Below are 21,589 nucleotides of genomic sequence, written 5' to 3'. Positions count from 1 at the left end.
GCTTCGCGGGCGCCTTGGTGGCGGTCGCCCGCGCTCGCGGGCTCACGTCCCCTCCTCGCCACGCGCGATCCGCAAGGGCGGACCGATGACCTCGATCCCATAGCGCTCCGCGACCGGGCCAAGCACCTCGGGCCCGGGCACCGCCAGCGGCTCGAGGGGCTCGTCAGTGGTCGCCGGCACGCCGAGCTCCTGAGCGAAGCGCTCGAAGCCGCCCGGCATTGCCAGCAACAGGACCCGGGTCGGCTCGACATCCACGGTGAACGCGTGCGGAATTCCCATCGGCGCGAACGCGAAGCTGCCGGCGCCGACCACGAGCGTGGCATCCCCCACCTGGAAGCTGAGCTGCCCTTCGAGGACGAACCAGGCTTCGTGCTCGCGATGGTGGATGTGGAGAGGAGGCTCCCCGGCGCGCCCCACCACAGCCTCAATCAGGGCGGCGTGGCCGCCGGAGGTTTCTCCGGCCATGAGCGTCGCGAACCGGCCGCCGAGCGTCCAGACGGCGTCGCCCTCACCAGGCGCGATGAGGTAGCCAGAGCTGTGCTCGCCGGAGGTCATCGGCCGTTCGCGCTTCCGGCTGTCAGGTCGAGATAGGCCCCCAGGCCGTGGATGCCGCCCTCACGACCGTAGCCAGACTCCTTGTAGCCGCCGAAGGGCGAGGTCGGGTCGAATCGGTTGAATGTGTTGGCCCAGACGACACCCGCCTTCATGGCCGCCACCATCTTGAAGATGCGGCTTCCCTTCTCGGTCCAGACCCCGGCCGATAGCCCGTACGGCGTGTTGTTGGCCTTCTCGATCGCCTCCTCCGGCGTCCGGAAGGTGAGGACCGAGAGGACCGGCCCGAAGATCTCCTCCTGCGCGATCCGATGGCTCTGGCTCACCCCCGTGAAGAGGGTTGGCCGGAAGAAGAAGCCCTTATCGGGCAGGACGCAATCGGGCTGGAAGATCTCGGCCCCCTCCTCGATCCCGGACTGCACCAGCTCGGCGATCTTGGCCAGCTGGCCGGCCGAATTGATGGCCCCGACATCGGTGTTCTTGTCGAGCGGGTCTCCCACTCGCAGGGTCGAGAGGCGGGCCTTGAGCTTGTCGAGGAGCGGCTCGTAGACGGACTCCTGCACGAACAGGCGCGAGCCGGCGCAGCACACCTCGCCCTGGTTGAAGTAGATGCCGTTGATGATCCCCTCGATTGCCTGGTCGAGCGGCGCATCGTCGAACACGATGTTGGCGGCCTTGCCGCCGAGCTCCAGGGTCAGCTTCTTGCGGCTGCCCGCGACCGCGCGGCCGATCATCTTGCCGACCGCGGTCGAGCCCGTGAAGGCGACCTTGTTGACGTCGGGATGGCGGACCAGCTCCATCCCGATCTCGCCCGGCCCGGTGATGATGTTCACGACCCCCGGCGGCAGCTCTGCCTGGCGCACCACATCGGCGAACAGGTAGGCCGTCAGCGGCGTGGTTGAGGCCGGCTTGAGGATCACGGTGTTGCCGGCGGCGAGGGCCGGGGCGATCTTCCAGGCCAGCATCAGCAGCGGGAAGTTCCAGGGGATGATCTGCGCGGCAACGCCCAACGAGCGGGGCGTGCGCCCCGGGAATGCGTAATCCAGCTTGTCGGCCCAGCCGGCGTAGTAGAAGAAGTGGGCCGCCGCCAACGGGACGTCGACGTCGCGACTCTCCTTGATCGGCTTGCCGGAGTTCATGGTCTCGACCACGGCGAACTCGCGCGACCGCTCCTGCATGATCCGCGCGATGCGGTAGAGGTACTTCGCCCGCTCGCTGCCGGGGAGCCGCGACCAGACCGTCTCATAGGCGCGACGGGCGGCCGTGACGGCGCGGTTGACATCGGCCCTGGAGGCCTTCGCCACCCGGGAGAGCGGCTCCTCGGTGGCGGGGTTGATCACCTCGAAGGTCGCCCTGGGACGGCTCGGCGTGAAGGCGTTGTCGATGAAGAGGCCGTACTCGCGGCGGATCTCGATGTGGTCGGTCGCCTCCGGGGCGGAGGCGTATTCCCACGGGGTTCCCACCTTGGAAAGGCCCCAGGAGGCCGCGGCGGGACGGGTCTCCGGCTTCTTGGTCAGGGTCACGCGGCGGATTATCGCACTGGGAGCGATCCCTCCAGTGCCAGCAGGTAACGCTTGCGGTCGAGGCCGCCCGAGTAGCCGCCCAGGCCGCCGTCGGCGTGGAGCACGCGGTGGCAGGGCACCACGATCGGGATCGGGTTCGAGCCGAGGGCGTTGCCAGCCGCCCGGGCGGCACGGGGCGAGCCCGCCTTGGCGGCGACCTGGCCATAGCTGCGCACGTCGCCAAAGGGGATGCGCGCCGTCTGACGCAACACGCCGGCGGCGAAGCCGTGCACCAGCGACCAGTCGAGCGGGAGGTTGAAGGTCCGGCGGCGAAGGCCGAAGTAGCCCTCGAGCTGCCGGCGCGCCTCGTCCGTACGAGGTGGGGCATGCAGAATGCGCGGCGACACGCGGGCCGCCACGTCGGCGAGCACACCCTCGATCGGCTCATCGGCGTACTTGACCCGCAGCAGGCCACGAGGCGTGACGAAGACGATCAACTCGCCGATCGGCGAGTCGATCTCCGCGTAGGCCACGTCAAGAAGGGACGCCTGATCTGCACGCTGGGCGAGTGCCGCCGTGAGCCCCTTCCTGTCGAGCTCCGCGAGCGGGGCGTTGCGCAGCTGTTGCTTCAGATCGGTCATCGGTCCACCTCCATGCGCAGCCGGCGCAGGCCGGCGCTGACGTTCTGTCGAGCCGCTTCCTCGCTGATCCCCATCCGCTCTCCAACGTCGCGATACGCCAGGTCGAAGACGTAGCGGTGCACCAGCGCGGCACGCTGCTTGGCCGGGAGCCCCCGCACCGACATCCACAGCTCGTCGTCGGGTGACCGATGCGGCGGACTCGCCAGGCGGTCCTCCGCGACACCATCCAGGTCGGTTGCCCGATGACGCCGGTGCGCACGCACCGCGTCGGTTGCCTTGCGCTGGGCAATCGTGTAGAGCCACGCCCGCAGGTTGTCGGCGTGATGCAGCCTCGGATAGGCACGCAGCGCCGACAGGAACGTGTCCTGCAGGCAGTCCTCCGCGTCGACGACGCCCACGCTGGCGACGAGGAACCGATGCAGCTCTGCGGCGTGGTCGTCGACCAGCCGCTGAAACGGGGGCAGTCGCACGATTGATGAAACGGGGCGGACCACCGGTTCGTGAGGCCTCAGGCCGTGGCCGCGGCCGCGACCTCGACCATCGGCTCAGTCGAGGGTGAAATAGTCACCGCCTGAGTATCGGCCGGTGCGCTCCTTGCGAACCTGCATCAGCAGGTCGTTGAGGAGCGTCGAGGCGCCAAACCGGAATCTGTCGGGGGTCATCCAGTCCGGTCCGAGCGTCTCGTACAGCACGGTCAGGTAGGCGATCGCCTCCTTGGCGGTCCGGATGCCACCGGCGGGCTTCATGCCCACCGCGCGTCCCGTCTGAGCGTAGAAGTCACGGATCGCCTCGAGCATCACCAACGTCACCGGCAGGGTCGAGGCCGGCTGCACCTTGCCGGTCGAGGTCTTGATGAAATCCGCCCCGGCGGCCATCGCCAGCACCGATGCGCGTCTCACGTTGTCATAGGTCTCGAGCTCCCCGGTCTCGAGGATCACTTTTAGGTGATGGTCGCCTGCCGCCTGCTTGACGGCCACGATCTCGTCGAAGACCTGGGCGTAGTGGCCAGCCAGGAACGCGCCACGATCGATCACCATGTCGATCTCGTCGGCGCCGGCCGCGACCGCCTGGCGAACGTCCTCCAGCTTGACCGCCAGCGGGGCCTGACCGGACGGAAAATAGGTGGCGACGGAGGCGACCTTGACGCTGGACCCTGCCAGGGCCGCCTTGGCAGTGGCGATCATGCTCGGGTAGACGCACAGGGCAGCGACGCTGGGGATGCTCGGATCAGTCGGATCGGGCCGGCGAGCCTTGCCGGCCAGTGCGCGGATCTTGCCGGGGGTGTCCTTCCCCTCCAGGGTGGTCAGGTCGACCATCCGAATCGCCAGGTCGAGCCCCCACAGCTTCGACTCGCGCTTGATGCTGCGCTTGGCGAGGGACGCGGCGCGCTCATCGACACCGACCTGGTCGACGGCCCAGACGCGGCCCAGCAGGCTGCCGAGCGCCTGATGGCGAGGCGCGCTCAGGTCGCGGTCCGCACGTCGCCTAGCCGGGGTGGTGGTGGCCATGGGCCCGGAATTGTACCGCTGGGCCCAATCCAGGCCCATCGGCGGCCCGGTGTAGTCTTCGCGGGCATGACCGACCCGTCGCACGAGGTCCTGGTGTACTGCCTCACTCGTGACCGCGATCTGGCCGATGCGGTCGAGGGACGGCTGAGCCGTGCACTCGCCTTCTTCTACAACGATGCCGCCCGGCTGCACCAGGCGGTGGCGCTGCGGCGCCCCGACATCGTGCTCGTCGATGCGGGAGCGATCCGGCAGGAGTACGGCGATGCCGGGCTGGGTCCCGTGGTCGCCTTCGTGAGCGAGCGCGCGCCGGCGGCGCGCATCGCCGTTCGACCGGTGCCCGGAACCGAGTGGCTGATCCAGGCCGAGGCCGGCGAGCGCGTCGAGCTGCTCCCCGCCAATCTGGAGGGGTGCGTGAACGCCGTAGGCGAGCTGTGCGGGGCGGTCTGAGCGACTACTGACCGGGCGCCAGCCGGCCCGCCCGCTGCGGGGGCCAGTAGCGGAAGACAGCACGCCAGCGGATCGCCGACAGGGGGATCGCCCCGAACTCGCGAGAGTCGGTGCTGGCCTCGGGAGCGTCACCACGCAGCTCTGCTGACGACGCGGCATCGTCAATCGAGGCGACGCGCTTGATGAGCTCGCGCTCCGGCTCGCGGGGATCGGCAGCCAGCACGACTTCGCCGCGGCGCGGCGGGCGCCCCTGGTAGGAACGGGACTCCACCAGCAGGCGATCGCCGGCGAGCAGGGATGGGGCCATCGAACCGCCGCGCACTTCGACGACGTCGAGCCATCGGCGGCCAAGCGTGATCCCAGCCGCCATGCCGAGCGCCAGGAAGAGCGGCACGCTCAGCCTCTGCCCGCGAGCCATCGGCCTAGGAGGGACGACCGCTGACGCGCGTCTTCTCGGCCCCTCCAGTCGCCTTCCACATCTCGTCGATGGTATCGATCATCGCCAGCAGATCCTTGGCCGCGGCCGCGTCGAGCGACTGCTTGACCTTGCTGGCCTGCTTGGTCGCCTTCCAGAAGGTGTCGTGCAGGTCCGGGTACTTCTCCAGGTGCTCCGGCTTGAAGTAGTCGTGCCACAGCACGTCGAGGTGATGCTTCACGAGCTCGGCGCGCTCCTCCTTGACGTGGATGCAGCGCGCGCGGAAGAGCTTGTCTTCGCTGGCGTCGTGCTTCTCGATGATGCGCAGACAGGATTCGGCCTCGATCCGGGCCTGTTCGGGGTCGTAGATGCCGCACGGGATGTCGCAGTGGGCATCGACGATGCGGGAGGGGTGCAGGAGGGAACGGATGGTCAGCATCGGGCTCCTCAGCTAGCAGTCTTGGGTGGAAGGAGAAGTGTAGTCAGCCGATCTGTCCCGGTCATTCACGGGCCTGCCGGCTGCGACCGCCGATCAGCTGCCCATCATCATCCCGCCATCGACGCCCAGCACCTGTCCGGTGACGTACCGCGACTCATCCGAGGCGAAGTAGACCGCCGCCGCGGCCACGTCGTCGACGGAGCCGATGTACCCCAGCGGGGTGCTGTTGATGACGAAGTCGCGGGCCGCCTCCGAGATGTCGGCCGTCAGCTCCGTCTGGATCAGGCCGGGCGCGATGGCGTTGCACGTGATCCCGCGACTGGCCAGCTCGCGCGCGACCGACTTGGTGAGGCCGATCAGACCCGCCTTGGCGCTGGCGTAGTTGGCCTGACCGACGTTTCCCATTCGGCCGGCCACGCTGCTCATGTTGATGATCCGACCCGAGCGGGCCTTGAGCATCGGCCTGGCGATGGCGCGCGTCATCCAGAAGGGACCCGACAGGTTGGTATTGATGACCGACTCCCACTCGTCGGCGTCCATTCGCATCAGCAGGTTGTCACGCGTGATCCCCGCGTTGTTCACCAGGATGTCGACCTTGCCGAACTCGTCGATGGCCGCCTTGACGATCGCCTCGCATGCCTCGCGGCCCGCGCTGGTGTCGCCCTGGATCGCGATCGCGGCCCGGCCGATGGAGCGGATCTGGGCGACCACCTCGGCCGCCGCCTCGGCATTGCCGCGGTAGTTGACCCCCACGTCGGCTCCCTGCTGCGCCAGGGCCAGGGCAATGGCGCGGCCAAGGCCGCGGCTCCCACCGGTGACCAGCGCCACCTTGTCGGTCAGATCGAACATCAGCCTGCGACCGCGAGCTCGGGCTCGGCGATGCGCGGCATGCCGAGGCGCGTCTGCTCGCCCGGTGCCAGGAACGCGCGCGCGGGATCGGCGGTCCACTCGACCACCGCCGCGCCCGCCGTATAGCCGGCGCCGAAGGCAACCATCAGGATCTTGTCTCCCTGCTTGACGCGACCCGCGGCGATCGCCTCGACCAGCGCCATCGGCACCGATGCCGCGCTCGTGTTCCCGTACTTCTCGATATTGATGTAGAGTTTCTCGTCCGGAATCGCGAGCTGGCGCTGCACCTTCTCGATGATGCGCAGGTTGGCCTGGTGGAAGACGAACTGGTCAACCTCGCCGACGCTGATGCCGGCGTCGCGCAGGGCGGCGACCGCCGAGTCGGCCAGCTGGCGGGTGGCGTACTTGTAGACCTCGCGCCCGGCCATCTGGATGAAGTGCTTGCCCTCGGCGCTGGTCTGCGGCGAGGCGGGACAGACGGAACCGCCGGCCGGCACGATGATCCCCTCGTAGCCGGTGCCGTCGCTGTACAGGTTGAAGCCGATGAGCCCGCCGGGCTGCTCGGACGCCTCGAGCAGCACCGCCCCCGCCCCGTCGCCGAACAGCACGCACGTGTTGCGGTCCTTCCAGTTCAGGAATCGGCTCAGGACCTCGACGCCGATGACCAGGACGTTGCGGTACATGCCGCTCTGGATGAAGCTGCCGCCGGTGGCGAGCCCGTACAGGAAGCCGGAGCAGGCCGCCTGCAGATCGAACCCCGCCGCGCGGGTGGCGCCCAGGGCGGTCGCGACCGTCACCGAGGTCGCCGGCAGCGGATAGTCGGGCGAGCAGGTGGCCACGATGACCAGGTCGACCTCGGTTGGGTCCACGCCTGCCACCGCCAGCGCATCCCGCGCGGCGTGGACGCTGAGGATGGTGGTGTTCTCGTCGTCCGCCGCGATTCGTCGCTCGCGGATCCCGGTCCGCGACACGATCCACTCGTCGGACGTGTCGACCATCTTTGCCAGGTCGTCATTGGTCATCACGCGCGATGGCGCATACATCCCCCACCCGGTGATCACGGCGTTCGGCGCCATCGGTCCTCCTCCTGCGATCGTGCGGTCAGCGCGGGTCGATCTCGACGAGTGGCTGCTGGCGCTTGACCAGCGTCCCGCGCTCGACGAGGACACGGACAACCTTGCCGGCCACGTCCGATTTGATCTCGTTGAACAGCTTCATTGCCTCGATCAGGCCGACCACCGCGCCCGCACCGATCTCGTCCCCCTCCTGGACATACGGGCGCGCGCCCGGCGAGGGAGAGGCGTACCAGACACCGGTCAGCGGCGCGGTCACGAAGCGCATCCCCGGGGCCGACTCGCCGTAGGGCGTGAGCGGGCCGCCGGTCGCGGCTGGGGCAGGCGCGCCGCCGGTCGCGGCTGGGGCAGGCGCGGCGGGTTGGGCCGGCCGAGGCCGGGCAAGGCGGACGACCAGGTCTCCCGCCTCCACCTCGAGCTCGTCAAGTCCGCTCGCCTCGAAGCCGGGCGCCAGGAGGTCAATCGCGGCCAGCACCTGCTCCGACGGGGCATCATCGACGCTCACGCCACGTACCGCTTGAAGATGAGCGTCGCGTTGTGCCCGCCGAAGCCGAACGAGTTGCTCATGGCCGTCTCGATCGCCGCCCCGCGCGCCATATTCGGGACGTAGTCGAGGTCGCAGTCGGGGTCCGGGTTCTCGTAGTTGATCGTCGGCGGCAGGATCCCGTTCTCGATCGCCAGGATGCAGGCGATCGCCTCGATCCCGCCTCCCGCGCCCAGCAGGTGCCCGGTCATGCTCTTGGTGCTGCTAACCGGAACGCGGTAGGCGCCCTCGCCGAAGACCGTCTTGATCGCCGCCGTCTCCGCCTTGTCGTTGGGCACGGTGCTGGTCCCATGCGCGTTGATGTAGCCGATCTCGTCGGTCGTCAGGCCCGCATCGGCCAGGGCCAGGCTCATGGAGGCCACCGCGCCCCGACCGCCGGGAGCTGGCAGCGTGATATGCGATGCATCGTCCGTGGCGGCGTAGCCGACCAGCTCGCCATGGATGCGGGCACCCCGTGCGACGGCGTGCTCCAGCGCCTCGAGGAGGAGGACCCCGGCGCCATCGGCCATGACGAAGCCGTCGCGGTCGGCATCGAACGGGCGGGACGCCTTCTGCGGCGCGTCGTTGCGCGTGGAGAGGGCGCGCATAGCGGCGAAGGCGGCGACCGGGATCTCGCCGATCCCCGATTCGGCTCCCCCCGCGATCATCACCTCCGCGTCCCCGCGACGAATGATGTTGAGCGCGTCGCCGATGGCGTGGTTGCTGCTGCTGCAGGCGCTGACCGTCGCGTAGTTCGGCCCTCGGGCATTCGCGTTGATGGCCACGAAACCCGCGCCCATGTCCGGGATGAGGGAGGTCACCAGGAACGGCCCGACACGCTCGACGCCGAGGTCATGCGCCTCGATCACGTCGCGGATCATGGTATTGATCCCGCCGATCCCAGAGCCGATGATCACGCCGGTCCCCTCGGCCAGCGACTCGTCCACGATCGGGTTGGGGATGTCGGCATCGGCCAGCGCCTCGACCGATGCGGCCCAGGCGAGATGCACATAGCGATCGTGCCGCCGGACCTCCTTCCTCGCCATCACCATCTCGGGCTGGAAGTCCTTCACCTCGCCGGCGATCTTGACGTCGAGCCGCGACGGATCGAAGGCGGCGATGCAGTCGATCCCGCTGCGACCGGCGACCAGCGACGCCCAGTACGACGGCACGTCGTTGCCGATGGGAGTGACGGCGCCCATGCCGGTCACCACCACGCGCCGCTCGCCGCGCTCGGCCGAGCTGGGTCGCTGCCAGCGGTCGGTCACCGTGGCTCACCCCCGGCGATCGACTGGTCGCGGGGAATCACGAAGGAGATGGTCGCCTCAACCGCCACCTCGCCGTCCACGCTGGCGACGCCCCGGCCACGGCCGAAGACGCCGCGCAGCTTCTCGAGGGTGACCTCCAGCCGAAGCGTGTCGCCGGGGAGCACGGTGCGCCGGAAGCGGCAGTCGTCGATCCCCGCGAAGAGAGCCAGCTTGCCGCGGTATTCGGGCAGGGACAGGACGGCGACCGCCCCTGCCTGGGCCAGCGCCTCGACCATCAGCACGCCCGGCATGATGGGCCGATCAGGGAAATGGCCGGTGAACTGGGGCTCATTGGCGGTCACGCTCTTCGTGGCCACCACGCGCTTGCCTGGCTCCAGCTCCACCACGCGGTCGATGAGAAGGAACGGGTAACGATGCGGGATGATGCGCATGATGTCGGCGGCCTCGAGCGGCAAGGCGAGGTCGACCGCGGTTCCGGTGACGGCAGCGTCGTCGGTCATCGGCGCTTCGTCCTCCATTGGTGTCATGCGCTGCCCGCCACGAAGGCGGCCGGTCCGACCCGGTCGAGCAGGTTGGTGCTCACTGCGCCGTCCAGGAAGGCGGCGTTGTCGATGATCCCACGATGAAAGGGAAGGTTCGTCTTGATCCCTGACACCTGGAACTCGGCAAGGGCACGACGCGAGCGGGCGAGCGCCATCTCGCGCGTCTCACCCCACACGATCAGCTTGGCCAGCAACGAGTCGTAGTAGGGCGGGACCTCGTAGCCGGGATAGAGGTGCGTGTCAACGCGAACCCCCGGTCCGCCAGGAAGCTGGAGCTCCTCGACCGTCCCGGTCTGCGGCGCGAAGTTGTCGCCGGGGTCCTCGGCGTTGATCCGAAACTCGATGGCGTGCCCGCGCAGCTGGACCTGCTCCTGGCGCAGCGCGAGCTTCTCGCCGGATGCCAGCCGGATCTGTTCCGCGATCAGATCGATGCCGGTCAGCATCTCGGTGATCGGGTGCTCGACCTGGATGCGGCAGTTGATCTCGATGAAGTAGAAGTTGCCGTCGCCGTCCAGCAGGAACTCGAGCGTGCCGGCGCTCTCGTAGCCGGCGGCCATGACCGAGCGGATGGCGAGGTCGCGCAGCGTCTCTCGCGCATCGTCTCCCATGGCGGGCGACGGCGCCTCCTCGATAATCTTCTGGTGTCGTCGCTGCACGCTGCAGTCGCGCTCCCCCAGGTGAATCCCGTTGCCGTGGCGATCGATCAGCACCTGGACCTCGACGTGCCGGCTCTCCTCGATCCATTTCTCGAAGTAGACCGAATCGTCGCCGAAGGCCGCCTGTGCTTCGGAACGCGCCAGCGGCAGGGAGGTCTCCATCTCGCGGGGTGAGCGGACCAGGCGCATGCCGCGACCGCCGCCGCCGGCCGACGGCTTGAGCAGGACCGGATAGCCGGCCGCCGAAGCCTGGTCCAGCGCATCGCGCAGGTCGGACAGGATGCCCTTGCTGCCCGGCACGGTGGGGAGCCCGTTGGCGGCGAGCATGCGTCGAACCGCATACTTGCTGCCGAACTTTTCGAGCACCTCCGCTCGAGGGCCGATGAAGTGCAGATCGTGGGCCGCGCACACCTCCGCGAAGCCCGCATCTTCGGAGAGGAACCCGTAACCGGGGTGAACGGCATCGCACCCCGCAATGAGCGCTGCGGACACCACGGCCGGCTGGTTGAGGTAGCTCTTTCGGGCTTCGGCAGGACCGATGCAGATCGCCTCGTCCGCCATGCGGACGGCGAGCGTGTCGCGGTCCGCCTCGCTGAATGCGACAACGGCCGGCACGCCCAGGTCGCGGCAGGCGCGCAGGATGCGCACCGCGATCTCGCCGCGGTTGGCGATCATGACCTTGTTGAACATCAGGCCGGCACCCTGACGATCGCCCCGGCCAGCGCATCCGCTGCCGCCGCCAGGCTGGCCGGGTCGAAGACGTTCAGCGTGCGCGCCTCCAGCACGATCCGACGCACCATGCCGGTCAGGGCATTGCCAGGGCCGCACTCCACGAAGGTGTCGACCCCCTCGTCCGCCATGCGTCGGACCGATCCGACCCATTCGACCGGGGAATGCAGCTGGCGGGCGAGCAGGGTCCTGATCTCGGCGGCGTCGCGCACCGGCTCGGCCGTGACGTTGCTGACCACCGGTGGCTCGGCATCGTGCCAGTCCGCCGTGGCCAGGGCGCGCGCCAGCTCGGCGCCGATGCCGGCCATGTGCGGGGAATGGAATGGCCCGGACACCTTGAGCGGAATCGACCGCCGCGCCCCAGCGGCGCGCAGCGGTTCCGTCGCCGCCAGCAGGGCATTTGGAGTGCCGCTGATGACGACCTGGCCCGGGGCATTGTCGTTGGCGACGACCAGGTCCGCGTCCAGGCCCAGGCTTGTAACGACAGCGGTCACCGCCTCGCGGTCGAGGCCGATCACCGCCACCATGCCGCCGCTAACGCGTGCATCGGCCATGAGTTCGCCCCTGTGGGCAACCAGGCGCAGGGCATCGTCAACCGACAGCGCGCCGGCAGCGACGAGTGCGGCGTACTCGCCGACCGAATGGCCGGCGACGAAGGACGGGGAGAGCCCCTCCCCCATCCCGTCGAGCTCCTCTTCGAGCGCGCGCAGGCACGCGATCGAGGTGGCCAGCAGGCAGGGCTGCGTGTGTCGCGTGTCGTTCAGCTCATCCTCGGGGCCCTCCCAGGCGAGACGGGATACCTCCCAGCCGAGCGCCGCGTCCGCCTCCCGGAAGACCGCCGCGGCGGCCGGCGAGACGGCCGCCAGCTGACGTCCCATCCCAACGGACTGCGACCCCTGCGGGGAGAAGACGAGCGCGACGGTCACTCGGCGGCTTCCATCTCGATCAGGAGCTGGCCGTACTCGACCGCTTCGCCGGTCTCGGTGACGAGGTTGCGGACCAGGCCACGGCGCGGCGCGCGGACATCGTGGCGGACGCCAAGCATCTCGACGTGCCCCAGCTCATCGCCCTTGTCGACCGGCAGTCCGGGGCCGAGCCCATCGGCATACACGAAGAAGCCGACGGCAGGCGAAGTCACGCCCTGGGCCGACGGGCCGCTGGGCACGACGCCGACCCGGTCGCCGGGCAGCGCGCTGTGCGCGGGCACGGCACGGCCGGGAGCCGCCGCCTGTGCTTGCGCAGGCGCGACGGCCCGCGCCACCCGGATGCGCAGGTCGCCGTGGCGCACCTCGATCTCGCCAAGCCCGTGCTGTGCCAGCCGCTCGGTGAGCTGGGGGATCAGCTCCGCAGCGGCCTGCTCGATCTGCTTCAGCGGATCCGCTCCGTCGGTCATGCACCCTCCTCGTTGTTGTCGGCGTCCTCGCTGCTCGGCCAGATCTCGCTCCAGCGCGGCCGCCGCGGCACGCCGGGCAATCGCAGCAGGCGGCCGATCCGGCGGCGAAGGGATGGCTCCTGCGGCAGCTGCGCCGACGAGGTCTCCGTCTCCCGGAACAGCCCGATTCCGCGCAGACGAGCATAGCGGGTCGTCAGCAGTGCCTCGGTTTCAAGCCTCGTGACCCTGCCCAGCGCCCCGAGGATCGCCTCCTTGACGGCGGTGGCGGTCCCCGCGTGGTCGCCGTGCGCGCCCTCGCCCGGCTCGTCGATCACCCCGTCGATGACGCCCAGCTCGAGCTGGTCGGCGGCGGTCATGCGCATCGCGGCCGCCGCGGTTGGCGCGGCCTCGGGGGCGCGCCACAGGATGGCCGCGCAACCTTCGGGGGAGATCACCGAGTAGGTGGCGTTCTCGAGCGCCAGGATCTCATCCCCCACGCCGATCGCCAGCGCGCCCCCGGATCCTCCCTCCCCGATGATGACCACCACGATCGGTACCTGGAGCCCGGTCATCAGCTTGATTGACGAGGCGATCGCCTCGGCCTGGCCGCGCTCCTCGGCCGCGGGACCGGGGAATGCACCGGCCGTGTCCAGGAAGGTGACGAGCGGCATCCCCAGCTTGTCCGCCAGGCGCATCAGGCGCTGGGCCTTGCGGAACCCCTCGGGGTACGGGGAGCCGAAGTTGCGGAAGATGTTGGATTCGGTGTCCTTCCCCTTCTGGTGGCCGATCACCATCACCGGGCGGCCGTCGAGCAGCGCCGGCCCGCCGACGATGGCCGGATCGTCGCGGAACGAGCGGTCACCATGCAGCTCGACGAAGTCATCGAAGATGAGCGCGACCAGGTCGAGCGTGCGGGGCCGCTGCGGGTGGCGGGCCAGCTGAACGCGGCGCCAGGCCAATTCGATCGCCTCGGCCGTCGGGGGCTCAGCGCTGAGCAGGATCTCGCTCATCGTTCGTCCTCGCGGGTGCGACGCGCGGCTGGTCCGGATTCGTCGGCGGGCGGTTGCTCGACATCGATCCCGATCGTCTCACTGACGGCCGTGCCGAGGCGTTCGGCCATGCCCGAGAGCACGCCGATCGGGCCCCAGCCCCGCGTGTCACCCGGCGTCTGCCAGCCATCCTCGACCGCCGCTACCGGCAGGAGGCGCAGCAGGCGCGAGAGGGTGGCGCGCAGCTCAGAGCGCGGAACGATGTCGTCGACGAAGCCGTGCTCGAGGAGGGATTCGGCGCTCTGGAAGCCCTCCGGCAACTCCTCCCCCACCGTGCCGCTCGCCACGCGCGCCCCGGCGAACCCGATCAGCGCCTTCGGCTCGGCCAGGATCACGTCACCGAGGGACGCGAAGCTGGCCAGGACGCCGCCGGTGGTGGGATCGGTGAGGACGCTGATGAACGGGATCCCGGCTGCATCGAGCCTCATCAGCGGGGCGGTCGTCTTGGCGAGCTGCAGCAGCGAGAGGGTTCCCTCCTGCATGCGCGCGCCGCCCGAGGCGCTGACCACGATGGCGGGAATCCGCTCGAGGAGGGCAGCCTCGAAGCAGCGAGCCAGCTTCTCGCCGACCACGCTTCCCATGCTGCCGCCCATGAAGTGAAAGTCGAAGAGCGTGATCGCCACTCGCTGCCCGTCGATGGTGCCGATCCCCCACACCGCCGCCTCTCGCAGCCCGGTCTTGATGCGCGACGCCTCGAGCCGATCGACGTATGGCTTCTGGTCGTGGAAGCTGAGGGGGTCGCCCGACTCGAGTCCGGCTTCACGCTCGATGAAGCTCCCGTCATCCAGCAGCAGCTCGATGCGCTGCCCGATCCCCATCCGGAAGTGGTGGCCGCAGGTGGGGCAGACGCGGAGGTTCCGCTCCAGCTGGCGGTTGAAGATCTGCGACTCGCAGCTGGGGCACACGGTCCACGTCTCGGGCGTGACCTCGCGCCGCCGGGAGAAGGGGAGCTTGATCTGCATCTGGCTTGGCTACCGATGCGCCGGCTGGTGGCCGGCGCCGGCGTGCCGCCGTCCCGCGCGCCGAAAGGCGAGGACGGTGACCCCGACCCCGACAGCGGCCGATGAGACCGCGCCGGTGATCAGGATCCGTCCTGGGTGGCGCAGCTCGCGGCGGGTCGCGTCGCCGATCGCTGCGACGAGGTGCCAGAGCGGCGCCTGGCCCGCCAGGCGCGAGGCGAGGCGAGCCTCGAAACGTGATCCGGCCGGTAGCGGGCCGAGCGCGGAACGCACGACCGAGGCTGCGTCGACCAGCGGCGCCAGCTCCGGCCCTACGGCGGGATGGCGTCCGGTCAGAAGGCGATCGACGGCCACATCCAGGCGTTCGGCCGCCGTGCGGGTTGGCAGGCTGGGTCTCCTCGATCGGTGCGGGCAGTCGTCATCCTAGCCAACACCGCGAGGCGCCCTTCGTTACAGGCGAGCCGCCAGGTCGCGCAGCGCCCGGTGCAGGAGGACCCTCGCCGCGCCCTCGGATCGGTCCATCACCTGCCCGATCTCGCGCGAGCTGAGGCCATCGACGAAACGGAGCAGCACCACCTGCCGGCGGTCTTCGGGTAGCTCGGCAACGGCGCGCAGAACCCGACGCCTCTCGTCCGCCTCAAGGACCAGTCCGGCGGGATCGGCATTCGGGGCGATGCGATCGAGGCCATCGGGGAGTCGCTCGGTGCGGCGTCGGAATCGGCTGCGGCGGGCGTTGATGATCGTGTTGTGGGCGATCCTGAAGAGCCATGCCCGGAAGCTGGCGCCCTCGTCGCGGAACTCCGGCAGGGCGCGAAGGGCCGCCAGGAAGGTGCGCTCGGTGGCGTCTTCGGCGTCGTGGTGGTCGCGCAGCTGGTAGAAGGCGTAGCCGTAGACGCGATCCAGGTAGCGACGGTAGAGAACGTCAAAGGCCGCGCGGTCACGCTGCGCCGCCAGGACGTCCGGGCGGTCAGGGTCGCCGTCCGGGGCTGTGGTGAGGTTCGGTCGGACAGCCGCTTCGCTCATCGCCGCACGGTGGCGGGCAGCGGCTCGTGCACCCGCGCCACCTCCCCGACGCTCAATGCCACGCGCCCGACCTCCGCGTCGAGCAGGAGCGACCCGTCGTCGGCGATCCCGGCGGCGCGTCCGGCGATCGTCGCGGCGCCGGTCTCGACCTCGACCTCTCGCCCGTCGAGCCAGGAGCTGGCGCGCAGGCGGGGCAGGGGGCTGTCACCCCTCTCCAGTGCCCGCGCCTCCACGTCCAGGGCGTCGAGCATCCTCCCCAGCAGCAGAACCCGATCGATCGGCGCGCCGCGGAGCGCCTGCAGCGAGGTCGCGCTGCCACCGATCTCCGGCGGCATCTCGGCCGGGAGCCAGTTGACGTTGATCCCGATCCCGACCACCGCCTCGGCCAGCTCCTCGCTCTCAAGAGCCGTCTCGACCAGCAGGCCCGACACCTTGCGACCATCGCGATCGACCACGTCGTTCGGCCATCGGATCGCGAGCCCTGCGTCGGGGACCAGCGTGGCGCACGCATCACGGACTGCGAGCGCGGCCGCCCCCCCGAGCAGGCCAGCCTCCGGCGACGCGATGGCAGGTCGCCACGCGACACTGAACAGAAGATTCGCCCCGGCCGGCGAGATCCAGGTCCGGCCACGCCGGCCTCGACCGGCGGTCTGCAGGTCCGCCACGACTGCCAGCCCCTCGCCGCCGGGCTCGGACAGTGCAGCGCGGGCGCGATCGTTGGTCGATGCGATCTCGGCGTGGAACTCGACCGCGTGCCCGATTCTGCGTGCGGGATCGGCGGCGCGCGACCAGTCGGCTGCATCGGTCATGCGCGGCATTATGCCGCCTGAGTTCCAGCGACCGCCTCCGAGCGGCCGTGGCCGCTCCCGCACGCTACACTCGCCGCCGATGACCGAGACGACCGTGCGCGAGCGCGTCTTCAGCGGAATTCAGCCGTCCGGGGCCTCGCACCTGGGCAATTACCTTGGCGCGCAGGCCAACTATGTCGCGCTCCAGGATCAGTACGAGGCGATCTACGCGATCGTTGACTACCACGCCATGACCACCGTCCACGACGGGCGGAATTTGCGCGAGCTCACGCACGAGATGGTGCTCGATCTTCTCGCCGTGGGACTCGACCCGGACCGGTGCGCGCTGATCAGGCAGTCAGACCTTCCGGAGCACGCGGAGCTGGCCTGGATCTTCAACACCGTCGTCCCAGTGAGCTGGGTGGAGCGCACACCCACCTACAAGGAGAAGCGCGACGAGGGCGTCGAGAACAGCATGGGACTGCTCGACTACCCGGTCCTGCAGGCGGCCGACATCGTCATCTACAAGGCCAGCCGGGTGCCGATCGGCAAGGACCAGGCGGCGCACCTGGAGCTGTCGCGCGAGATCGTGCGGGCCTTCAACCGCCGCTACGGACCGATCTTCCCCGAGCCCCAGGCGGTCTTCACCGACGCGCCGGTGGTGCTCGGCACCGACGGTGTGCGCAAGATGAGCAAGTCAGCCGGCAACACGATCCCGATCTTTGCCGAGCCGGACGAGATCCGGCGCACCGTGCAGAAGATGGTGACCGACCCGCAGCGCATCAAACGCACCGATCCGGGGCGTCCCGAGGTCTGCAACGTCTGCCAGCTGCACCGCTTCTTCGGCGAGGACTACCTCCAGATCCAGGACGGCGAGCGGACCGCCCGCACCGGCTGCGTCGAGACCAAGGAGCTGCTGGCGGAGCGGATCATCGAGCGGTTCCGCCCGATGCGGGTGCGCCGGCAGGAGCTGGCGGCGGACCCCGGTCACGTCGAGCGCGTGCTTGCGGCGGGTGCGGCCAAGGTGCGCCCCATCCTGGAGGCGACGATGAGCGAGGTCCGGGCGGCCACTGGCATCGGCCCTCCGGCGGGCGGCCGCGGATGAGCGATCAGCCAACGACCGGGATCGGGCCCCGCGAGCGCCGCTGGCTGCTGGCGTTCCTGGTCCTGGGATCCGCCTATTTCGCGGTGCTCCTGATCCAGATCCTGATCGGCTTCCTGGGCGGCTTCAGCCAGATCCTGCTGATCCTGTTCCTGGCATGGCTGCTCGCCTTCGTGATGTCCCCGGTCGTCCACTTCTTCGAGGGACGGCACATCTCTCGTGGCGTGGCGGTCGGTGTCGCCTACCTGTTCGCCCTGGTTGCCCTCGGGTTCGCGCTCTTCACGACCGGGGCGGCGATCACCCAGCAGCTGGCGCAGGCCACCGACGACTTCCCGCAGACCGCCGCCAAGATCGAGGCAACGCTGGCGGGCTACCAGTCCACGCTCGGCCTCGATCGGCTGCAGATCGACCTGGTCGAGCTCTTCCACAGTGCACAGGACCAGGTCGGCATCCTGTCAGGGGCCATCTTCGACCAGGCACAGGAGATCGCCGGGGCCACGCTGGCGACGCTCGGCGCGCTGTTCCTGATTCTGATCCTGTCGCTCTACATGCTGATCGACAGCGAGCGCCTGCTGGCCAAGCTGAACCGCGCGGTGCCGCGACAGTACTCCGACGAGATGCAGATCCTGGAGAGCAGCGTGGCGCGCGCCTTTGGTGGCTTCCTGCGGGCGCAGCTGGTGCTGGCCGTCATCCAGGCCCTCCTGGTGGCCCTCGTGGGCAGCATCTTCGGGATCCCGTATCTCTTCCTGGTCGGGACCCTGTCGGCGCTGGCGATGCTGATCCCCTTCTTCGGCCCGCCGCTGGCCCTCATCCCGCCGATCGCTGCGGCCTGGATCTACACCCCCGACACCTTCCTGATCTCGACCATCATCCTGGTCGCGGTGCAGACCATCCTGGTCAACTGGCTGCAGCCACGCCTGATGCAGGGTGCGCTCGGGATGCACCCGATCCTGGTGCTGGTCGGCCTGCTGGTTGGCGCCCAGGTCGCCGGGGTGTGGGGCGCGCTCTTCGGCATCCCGGTCATCGCCGTGCTGAACGTCTTCCTGAACCTGGTCCTGTGGAGCGAGCTGCCGAACGTCGCCCTTCCCGAAGCCGAGCGGTTGAGCGACGTCGACGAGGGGACGATGGTCAAGGTCGCCAAGGCCCAGGTCTCGGACGAGACGCATCCGCACATCCATGTCCACCGCAGCGTGCGCGCCGATGGCGAGGAGCAGATCGACATCACCGTCGACGAGGACGAGGGCGAAGGCCAGGAGCGCTAGACCTCGCGCAGTGCCAGGTGGCGATGCCCGTCATGCGTGCGCGCCTCGTCGACCCGGACCCCGAACACCCGACGCACCAGGTCGGGGCTCAGCACATCCGCCGGCGGTCCATCGGCGACCACGCGGCCCTCGTCGAGGATCGCCACCCGCGGGGCGAAGGCGGCGGCCAGGTTCAGGTCATGCAGCACGGCCAGGACGGTCAGTCCGCGCTGGTCGCGCAACCGCCGGATCGCGCCCAGCAGGGCGACCTGGTGGGCGAGGTCGAGATGCAGGGTCGGTTCGTCGAGGAGGAGCAGGTCGGGCTCCTGGGCGAGTGCCATCGCAACCAGCAGCCGCTGGCGCTCCCCACCGGAGAGCTCCTCGGCCGGGCGGTCAGCCAGGTCGGCGGCATCGGCATCCAGGAGCGCGCGGGCGATCGCCCGCTCGTCGTCGGCGGTGGAGGCAAAGAGGCGCCGAGCGTGCGGAGCGCGCCCCATCGCCACCAACTCCGCCACTCGGAACCCGAGCGGCAGCTCCAGCTGCTGGGGCAGGACCGCGATGCGCCGGGCGAGCGCCTGCCGGCGCCAGCCGCTGACCGACCTGCCGTCGAAGACGACGGTTCCCCGATCCGGCGCCATCGTGCCCGCAAAGGTGCGCAGGAGCGTTGTCTTGCCACTGCCGTTGGTGCCCAGCAATGCCACCAGCTCTCCGCGCGCAAGCGCCAGGTCGACGCCGCGCAGGACCTCTCGCCGGCCACCGCCGGGCAGCGGAAAGCCGACGACCAGGTCGCGGGCGACGACCAGCGCATCGGTTGCGACAGTCATGCCGTGGCCGCCCTGCCCAGGTCGCGCGATCGCCTCAGCAGCCAGATGAAGAACGGCGCGCCCAAGAGGGCGGTGACGATCCCCACCGGGATCCCCCCGGCCAGTCGCGCGCCGAGGTCCGCCAGCGCGAGAAGTGCGGCGCCATACAGGATGCTGGCCGGCAGCAGCAGCCGGTGATCCGGTCCGGTCCCCAGGCGCAGCAGGTGCGGCACCACCAGGCCCACGAAGCCGATCGTGCCCGAGATCGCCACCGCCGCCGACGTCGCCAGGGTGGCCAGCATGGTGAGCACGAGCTTCTCGCGCTCCACCTCGACCCCAAGGTGCCCCGCCTGGTCATCACCCAGCAGGAGGAGGTTCAGGCGTCGCCACCGAACCAGCAGCAGGGCGAAGCTGGCGGCCAGCAGCGGTGCCGCAAACGCGAGCCCTGGCCAGGTGGCGCCCGCCAGCGATCCCATCAGCCAGCCGAAGATGGTGCCAAGTGCACGCCCCGAGACGAACATCAATAGCGCGACCCCGGCCGCCAGCACCGATGAGACGGCGTACCCGGTCAGCAGCAGCGTCACCACCGGCACCCTGCCGTTGCCGCGAGCCACGGCGTAGACCAGCAGGACGGTGCCGATCCCGCCGGCAAAGGCCAGCGCCTGCACCATGCCCAGTCCGAGCCACGCCGTCCCCGCGCCCACGGCGAGGGCCGGCACGAGCACGGGCGCCAGGATGCCGATGATCGCCCCCAGCGATGCGCCGGCAGCGGTACCGATGATGTACGGATCCGCCATCGGGTTACGCAGCAGCGCCTGGAAGACCGTGCCTGCCATGGCCAGCCCACCGCCAACCAGCATCGCCGTCAGGACGCGTGGCAGGCGCAGCTCGAAGATGATCGTCTCCGCGGCGGGGCTCCATGTCACGGGAATTGGCAATGCCAGCAGCCGCTTCCCGAGAATCGCTGCCGTGTCGCCGAACCCCACCCCGACGCTGCCAATCGCCACGGCGCCGAGCATGGTGATCAGCAGCAGGACCCCACTGCCGCCCAGTACCAGCCCTGCCCGCGTCAGCGAGGGGCGGGTGACGTAGCGCGGGCTGGTGGCGGTGGCAGCACGCATCTGCAGGACGGCCTAGCTGAATCGCTCGGGGTGGATCGCGCGTGCCAGCGCTTCCAGCCCATCGATGATCCGCGGCCCGGGTCGCGTGATGACCGGATCGTCGAGGATCACCACGATGCGACCGCTGCTGACGGCTGTCATCCCCTCCCAGCCGACCCGGGCCGCGACGACCTCCGGCGTGATCGAAGGATCGTAGACCGCGTCACCCAGCAGGATCAGCTGCGGGTCGGACGCGACCAGGTCCTCGAGCTGGATGGCGGTCGAGCGTGGATCCCCGGTGATCGGGTCGCCGCCGGCAACCGAGATGAGCGAGGCGAGGAAGGAATCAGCGCCGGCGGTGTAGATCGTTCCCTGGAAGACGCCCACCTCGTAGAACGTGCGCGGGCGCTCCGCCGATGCGACCGCATCGGCGACTGCCTGGGCGCGGGTGCGCATGCTGGCCACCGTGTCGACCGCCTCGGTGAAGGCGTCGATGGCACGACCGATCAGTTCGATATCGGCATACAGCTCGTCGAGGGATTGCGGATAGAGCACCAGCACGGGATAGCCGAGGTTGGCCAGCTGGGTGACCACGGCGGTGGGGGTCAGCTCGTTGCCGGCCGCGAGAATGAGCTGCGGATCGGCGGCGACGACCTTCTCGAGGTCGACCTGGGCCGCGATCACGACCTCGGGCACATCGCTCACCTGCGGCGGATAGTCGTCGAAGTCGGTCACCCCGACCAGGCGGTCGCAGGCGCCGAGGGCGCATACGATCTCCGTGTTCGAGGGGGCGAGGCTGACGATCCGCTGAGGATCCGCCTCCAGGCTGACAGCCCGGCCGGCGTCATCGGTCAGGGTGAGTGGGTAAACGCTCGCTGCCGGGACTGGCGAGGCGGTGCGTATCGGCGTTGGGCTGCTCGAAAGTGCCGGCGTGCAGGCGACCAGAAGCAGGACGAGGAGCCAGAGGAGCGGACGAAGACGGAGAGCCATGGTGATGCCGTTCCCTTT

At 69.7% G+C, this 21,589-nt stretch carries 26 protein-coding genes; 3 read left to right on the top strand and 23 right to left on the bottom strand.

What is annotated here, in order from left to right; all coding sequences use genetic code 11:
• Nucleotides 1-42: 42 nt before the first annotated feature.
• The 5 genes from WEB29_03730 to deoC all read right to left on the bottom strand — a co-directional run bounded on the left by WEB29_03730 (nt 43) and on the right by deoC (nt 4,203).
• Nucleotides 43-555, bottom strand: a complete 513-nt coding sequence (locus WEB29_03730) for a cupin domain-containing protein (GenBank protein ID MEX2136059.1) — start codon at nt 553-555, stop codon at nt 43-45.
• Nucleotides 552-2,015: an aldehyde dehydrogenase family protein gene (locus WEB29_03725; protein ID MEX2136058.1), complete on the bottom strand. Its 1,464-nt coding sequence runs from the start codon at nt 2,013-2,015 to the stop codon at nt 552-554. The genes WEB29_03730 and WEB29_03725 overlap by 4 nt, the downstream gene beginning before the upstream one ends.
• A gap of 68 nt (nt 2,016-2,083) precedes the next feature.
• Complete coding sequence (locus WEB29_03720; protein ID MEX2136057.1) at nt 2,084-2,695, bottom strand: methylated-DNA--[protein]-cysteine S-methyltransferase; 612 nt, start codon at nt 2,693-2,695, stop codon at nt 2,084-2,086.
• Complete coding sequence (locus tag WEB29_03715; protein MEX2136056.1) at nt 2,692-3,165, bottom strand: sigma-70 family RNA polymerase sigma factor; 474 nt, start codon at nt 3,163-3,165, stop codon at nt 2,692-2,694. The genes WEB29_03720 and WEB29_03715 overlap by 4 nt, the downstream gene beginning before the upstream one ends.
• Before the next feature lie 75 nt (nt 3,166-3,240).
• On the bottom strand, nt 3,241-4,203 hold the full coding sequence (deoC, locus tag WEB29_03710) for a deoxyribose-phosphate aldolase (protein MEX2136055.1): 963 nt from the start codon (nt 4,201-4,203) through the stop codon (nt 3,241-3,243).
• A 66-nt stretch (nt 4,204-4,269) separates the two neighbouring features.
• Between deoC and WEB29_03705 the strand changes: the two genes are divergently transcribed.
• A complete protein-coding gene (locus WEB29_03705; protein MEX2136054.1) occupies nt 4,270-4,650 on the top strand; it encodes a hypothetical protein in 381 nt (126 codons plus the stop codon).
• Between the two features lie 4 nt (nt 4,651-4,654).
• Here the strand turns inward: WEB29_03705 and sodX are convergent, their stop codons facing one another.
• The 15 genes from sodX to WEB29_03630 all read right to left on the bottom strand — a co-directional run bounded on the left by sodX (nt 4,655) and on the right by WEB29_03630 (nt 16,356).
• Nucleotides 4,655-5,068 carry a nickel-type superoxide dismutase maturation protease gene (sodX, locus tag WEB29_03700; GenBank protein MEX2136053.1) on the bottom strand — a complete coding sequence of 138 codons (414 nt, stop codon included), beginning with the start codon at nt 5,066-5,068 and terminating at the stop codon, nt 4,655-4,657.
• Nucleotides 5,069-5,072: 4 nt separating this feature from the next.
• Nucleotides 5,073-5,504 carry a superoxide dismutase, Ni gene (gene sodN, locus WEB29_03695; GenBank protein MEX2136052.1) on the bottom strand — a complete coding sequence of 144 codons (432 nt, stop codon included), beginning with the start codon at nt 5,502-5,504 and terminating at the stop codon, nt 5,073-5,075.
• Between the two features lie 93 nt (nt 5,505-5,597).
• On the bottom strand, nt 5,598-6,353 hold the full coding sequence (gene fabG, locus WEB29_03690) for a 3-oxoacyl-[acyl-carrier-protein] reductase (GenBank protein ID MEX2136051.1): 756 nt from the start codon (nt 6,351-6,353) through the stop codon (nt 5,598-5,600).
• The gene (locus WEB29_03685) at nt 6,353-7,429 is read right to left on the bottom strand and encodes a beta-ketoacyl-ACP synthase III (GenBank protein ID MEX2136050.1); all 1,077 of its coding nucleotides are present in this window, start codon (nt 7,427-7,429) and stop codon (nt 6,353-6,355) included. The genes fabG and WEB29_03685 overlap by 1 nt, the downstream gene beginning before the upstream one ends.
• Before the next feature lie 25 nt (nt 7,430-7,454).
• On the bottom strand, nt 7,455-7,931 hold the full coding sequence (locus tag WEB29_03680) for a biotin/lipoyl-containing protein (GenBank protein MEX2136049.1): 477 nt from the start codon (nt 7,929-7,931) through the stop codon (nt 7,455-7,457).
• Complete coding sequence (gene fabF, locus WEB29_03675; GenBank protein MEX2136048.1) at nt 7,928-9,217, bottom strand: beta-ketoacyl-ACP synthase II; 1,290 nt, start codon at nt 9,215-9,217, stop codon at nt 7,928-7,930. Before fabF ends, WEB29_03680 begins: the two co-directional genes overlap by 4 nt.
• Nucleotides 9,214-9,717: a 3-hydroxyacyl-ACP dehydratase FabZ gene (gene fabZ / locus WEB29_03670; GenBank protein MEX2136047.1), complete on the bottom strand. Its 504-nt coding sequence runs from the start codon at nt 9,715-9,717 to the stop codon at nt 9,214-9,216. Before fabZ ends, fabF begins: the two co-directional genes overlap by 4 nt.
• Nucleotides 9,718-9,740: 23 nt before the next feature.
• A complete protein-coding gene (gene accC / locus WEB29_03665; protein MEX2136046.1) occupies nt 9,741-11,105 on the bottom strand; it encodes an acetyl-CoA carboxylase biotin carboxylase subunit in 1,365 nt (454 codons plus the stop codon).
• The gene (gene fabD, locus WEB29_03660; GenBank protein MEX2136045.1) at nt 11,105-12,070 is read right to left on the bottom strand and encodes an ACP S-malonyltransferase; all 966 of its coding nucleotides are present in this window, start codon (nt 12,068-12,070) and stop codon (nt 11,105-11,107) included. The genes accC and fabD overlap by 1 nt, the downstream gene beginning before the upstream one ends.
• Nucleotides 12,067-12,537 (bottom strand): biotin/lipoyl-containing protein, encoded by a 471-nt coding sequence (locus WEB29_03655; GenBank protein MEX2136044.1) that lies wholly within the window; start codon nt 12,535-12,537, stop codon nt 12,067-12,069. Before WEB29_03655 ends, fabD begins: the two co-directional genes overlap by 4 nt.
• Nucleotides 12,534-13,526, bottom strand: coding sequence for an acetyl-CoA carboxylase carboxyltransferase subunit alpha (locus WEB29_03650; protein ID MEX2136043.1), 993 nt, complete (start codon nt 13,524-13,526; stop codon nt 12,534-12,536). Before WEB29_03650 ends, WEB29_03655 begins: the two co-directional genes overlap by 4 nt.
• Complete coding sequence (accD, locus tag WEB29_03645) at nt 13,523-14,527, bottom strand: acetyl-CoA carboxylase, carboxyltransferase subunit beta (GenBank protein ID MEX2136042.1); 1,005 nt, start codon at nt 14,525-14,527, stop codon at nt 13,523-13,525. Before accD ends, WEB29_03650 begins: the two co-directional genes overlap by 4 nt.
• A gap of 9 nt (nt 14,528-14,536) precedes the next feature.
• On the bottom strand, nt 14,537-14,878 hold the full coding sequence (locus WEB29_03640) for a hypothetical protein (GenBank protein ID MEX2136041.1): 342 nt from the start codon (nt 14,876-14,878) through the stop codon (nt 14,537-14,539).
• Between the two features lie 96 nt (nt 14,879-14,974).
• Nucleotides 14,975-15,547: an RNA polymerase sigma factor gene (locus WEB29_03635; protein ID MEX2136040.1), complete on the bottom strand. Its 573-nt coding sequence runs from the start codon at nt 15,545-15,547 to the stop codon at nt 14,975-14,977.
• Nucleotides 15,544-16,356, bottom strand: a complete 813-nt coding sequence (locus WEB29_03630; GenBank protein ID MEX2136039.1) for a biotin--[acetyl-CoA-carboxylase] ligase — start codon at nt 16,354-16,356, stop codon at nt 15,544-15,546. Before WEB29_03630 ends, WEB29_03635 begins: the two co-directional genes overlap by 4 nt.
• A gap of 79 nt (nt 16,357-16,435) precedes the next feature.
• On the opposite strand from WEB29_03630, the gene trpS reads away from it, so the two are divergent.
• Both trpS and WEB29_03620 read left to right on the top strand, forming a co-directional pair.
• Nucleotides 16,436-17,440, top strand: a complete 1,005-nt coding sequence (gene trpS / locus WEB29_03625) for a tryptophan--tRNA ligase (GenBank protein ID MEX2136038.1) — start codon at nt 16,436-16,438, stop codon at nt 17,438-17,440.
• Nucleotides 17,437-18,699, top strand: coding sequence for an AI-2E family transporter (locus WEB29_03620; protein ID MEX2136037.1), 1,263 nt, complete (start codon nt 17,437-17,439; stop codon nt 18,697-18,699). Before trpS ends, WEB29_03620 begins: the two co-directional genes overlap by 4 nt.
• Here WEB29_03620 and WEB29_03615 read toward each other — a convergent pair.
• Genes WEB29_03615 through WEB29_03605 form a run of 3 tightly spaced genes read right to left on the bottom strand, consistent with a single transcriptional unit; the run spans nt 18,696 to nt 21,571 of the window.
• A complete protein-coding gene (locus WEB29_03615; GenBank protein MEX2136036.1) occupies nt 18,696-19,502 on the bottom strand; it encodes an ABC transporter ATP-binding protein in 807 nt (268 codons plus the stop codon). The genes WEB29_03620 and WEB29_03615 overlap by 4 nt on opposite strands.
• Nucleotides 19,499-20,602: an iron chelate uptake ABC transporter family permease subunit gene (locus WEB29_03610; protein MEX2136035.1), complete on the bottom strand. Its 1,104-nt coding sequence runs from the start codon at nt 20,600-20,602 to the stop codon at nt 19,499-19,501. The genes WEB29_03615 and WEB29_03610 overlap by 4 nt, the downstream gene beginning before the upstream one ends.
• A gap of 12 nt (nt 20,603-20,614) precedes the next feature.
• The gene (locus tag WEB29_03605; protein ID MEX2136034.1) at nt 20,615-21,571 is read right to left on the bottom strand and encodes a helical backbone metal receptor; all 957 of its coding nucleotides are present in this window, start codon (nt 21,569-21,571) and stop codon (nt 20,615-20,617) included.
• Nucleotides 21,572-21,589: the final 18 nt, after the last annotated feature.

Source organism: Chloroflexota bacterium (genome assembly GCA_040902225.1).
Classification (GTDB): Bacteria; Chloroflexota; Limnocylindria; order QHBO01; family QHBO01; genus CF-167.
Note: the sequence above shows the minus strand (reverse complement) of the source record. Positions and strands in the feature narration are given on the sequence as shown.

Coding starts and splice junctions, on each gene's coding strand:
- WEB29_03685 (MEX2136050.1), bottom strand. CDS start 7,429: ATGGCGCCGAACGCCGTGATCACCGGGTGGGGGATGTATGCGCCATCG.
- sodN (MEX2136052.1), bottom strand. CDS start 5,504: ATGCTGACCATCCGTTCCCTCCTGCACCCCTCCCGCATCGTCGATGCC.
- WEB29_03630 (MEX2136039.1), bottom strand. CDS start 16,356: ATGACCGATGCAGCCGACTGGTCGCGCGCCGCCGATCCCGCACGCAGA.
- fabZ (MEX2136047.1), bottom strand. CDS start 9,717: ATGACCGACGACGCTGCCGTCACCGGAACCGCGGTCGACCTCGCCTTG.
- WEB29_03650 (MEX2136043.1), bottom strand. CDS start 13,526: ATGAGCGAGATCCTGCTCAGCGCTGAGCCCCCGACGGCCGAGGCGATC.
- WEB29_03720 (MEX2136057.1), bottom strand. CDS start 2,695: ATGACCGATCTGAAGCAACAGCTGCGCAACGCCCCGCTCGCGGAGCTC.
- WEB29_03730 (MEX2136059.1), bottom strand. CDS start 555: ATGACCTCCGGCGAGCACAGCTCTGGCTACCTCATCGCGCCTGGTGAG.
- sodX (MEX2136053.1), bottom strand. CDS start 5,068: ATGGCTCGCGGGCAGAGGCTGAGCGTGCCGCTCTTCCTGGCGCTCGGC.
- WEB29_03605 (MEX2136034.1), bottom strand. CDS start 21,571: ATGGCTCTCCGTCTTCGTCCGCTCCTCTGGCTCCTCGTCCTGCTTCTG.
- WEB29_03635 (MEX2136040.1), bottom strand. CDS start 15,547: ATGAGCGAAGCGGCTGTCCGACCGAACCTCACCACAGCCCCGGACGGC.
- accD (MEX2136042.1), bottom strand. CDS start 14,527: ATGCAGATCAAGCTCCCCTTCTCCCGGCGGCGCGAGGTCACGCCCGAG.
- WEB29_03610 (MEX2136035.1), bottom strand. CDS start 20,602: ATGCGTGCTGCCACCGCCACCAGCCCGCGCTACGTCACCCGCCCCTCG.
- WEB29_03620 (MEX2136037.1), top strand. CDS start 17,437: ATGAGCGATCAGCCAACGACCGGGATCGGGCCCCGCGAGCGCCGCTGG.
- WEB29_03705 (MEX2136054.1), top strand. CDS start 4,270: ATGACCGACCCGTCGCACGAGGTCCTGGTGTACTGCCTCACTCGTGAC.
- deoC (MEX2136055.1), bottom strand. CDS start 4,203: ATGGCCACCACCACCCCGGCTAGGCGACGTGCGGACCGCGACCTGAGC.
- accC (MEX2136046.1), bottom strand. CDS start 11,105: ATGTTCAACAAGGTCATGATCGCCAACCGCGGCGAGATCGCGGTGCGC.
- trpS (MEX2136038.1), top strand. CDS start 16,436: ATGACCGAGACGACCGTGCGCGAGCGCGTCTTCAGCGGAATTCAGCCG.
- WEB29_03615 (MEX2136036.1), bottom strand. CDS start 19,502: ATGACTGTCGCAACCGATGCGCTGGTCGTCGCCCGCGACCTGGTCGTC.
- fabG (MEX2136051.1), bottom strand. CDS start 6,353: ATGTTCGATCTGACCGACAAGGTGGCGCTGGTCACCGGTGGGAGCCGC.
- WEB29_03655 (MEX2136044.1), bottom strand. CDS start 12,537: ATGACCGACGGAGCGGATCCGCTGAAGCAGATCGAGCAGGCCGCTGCG.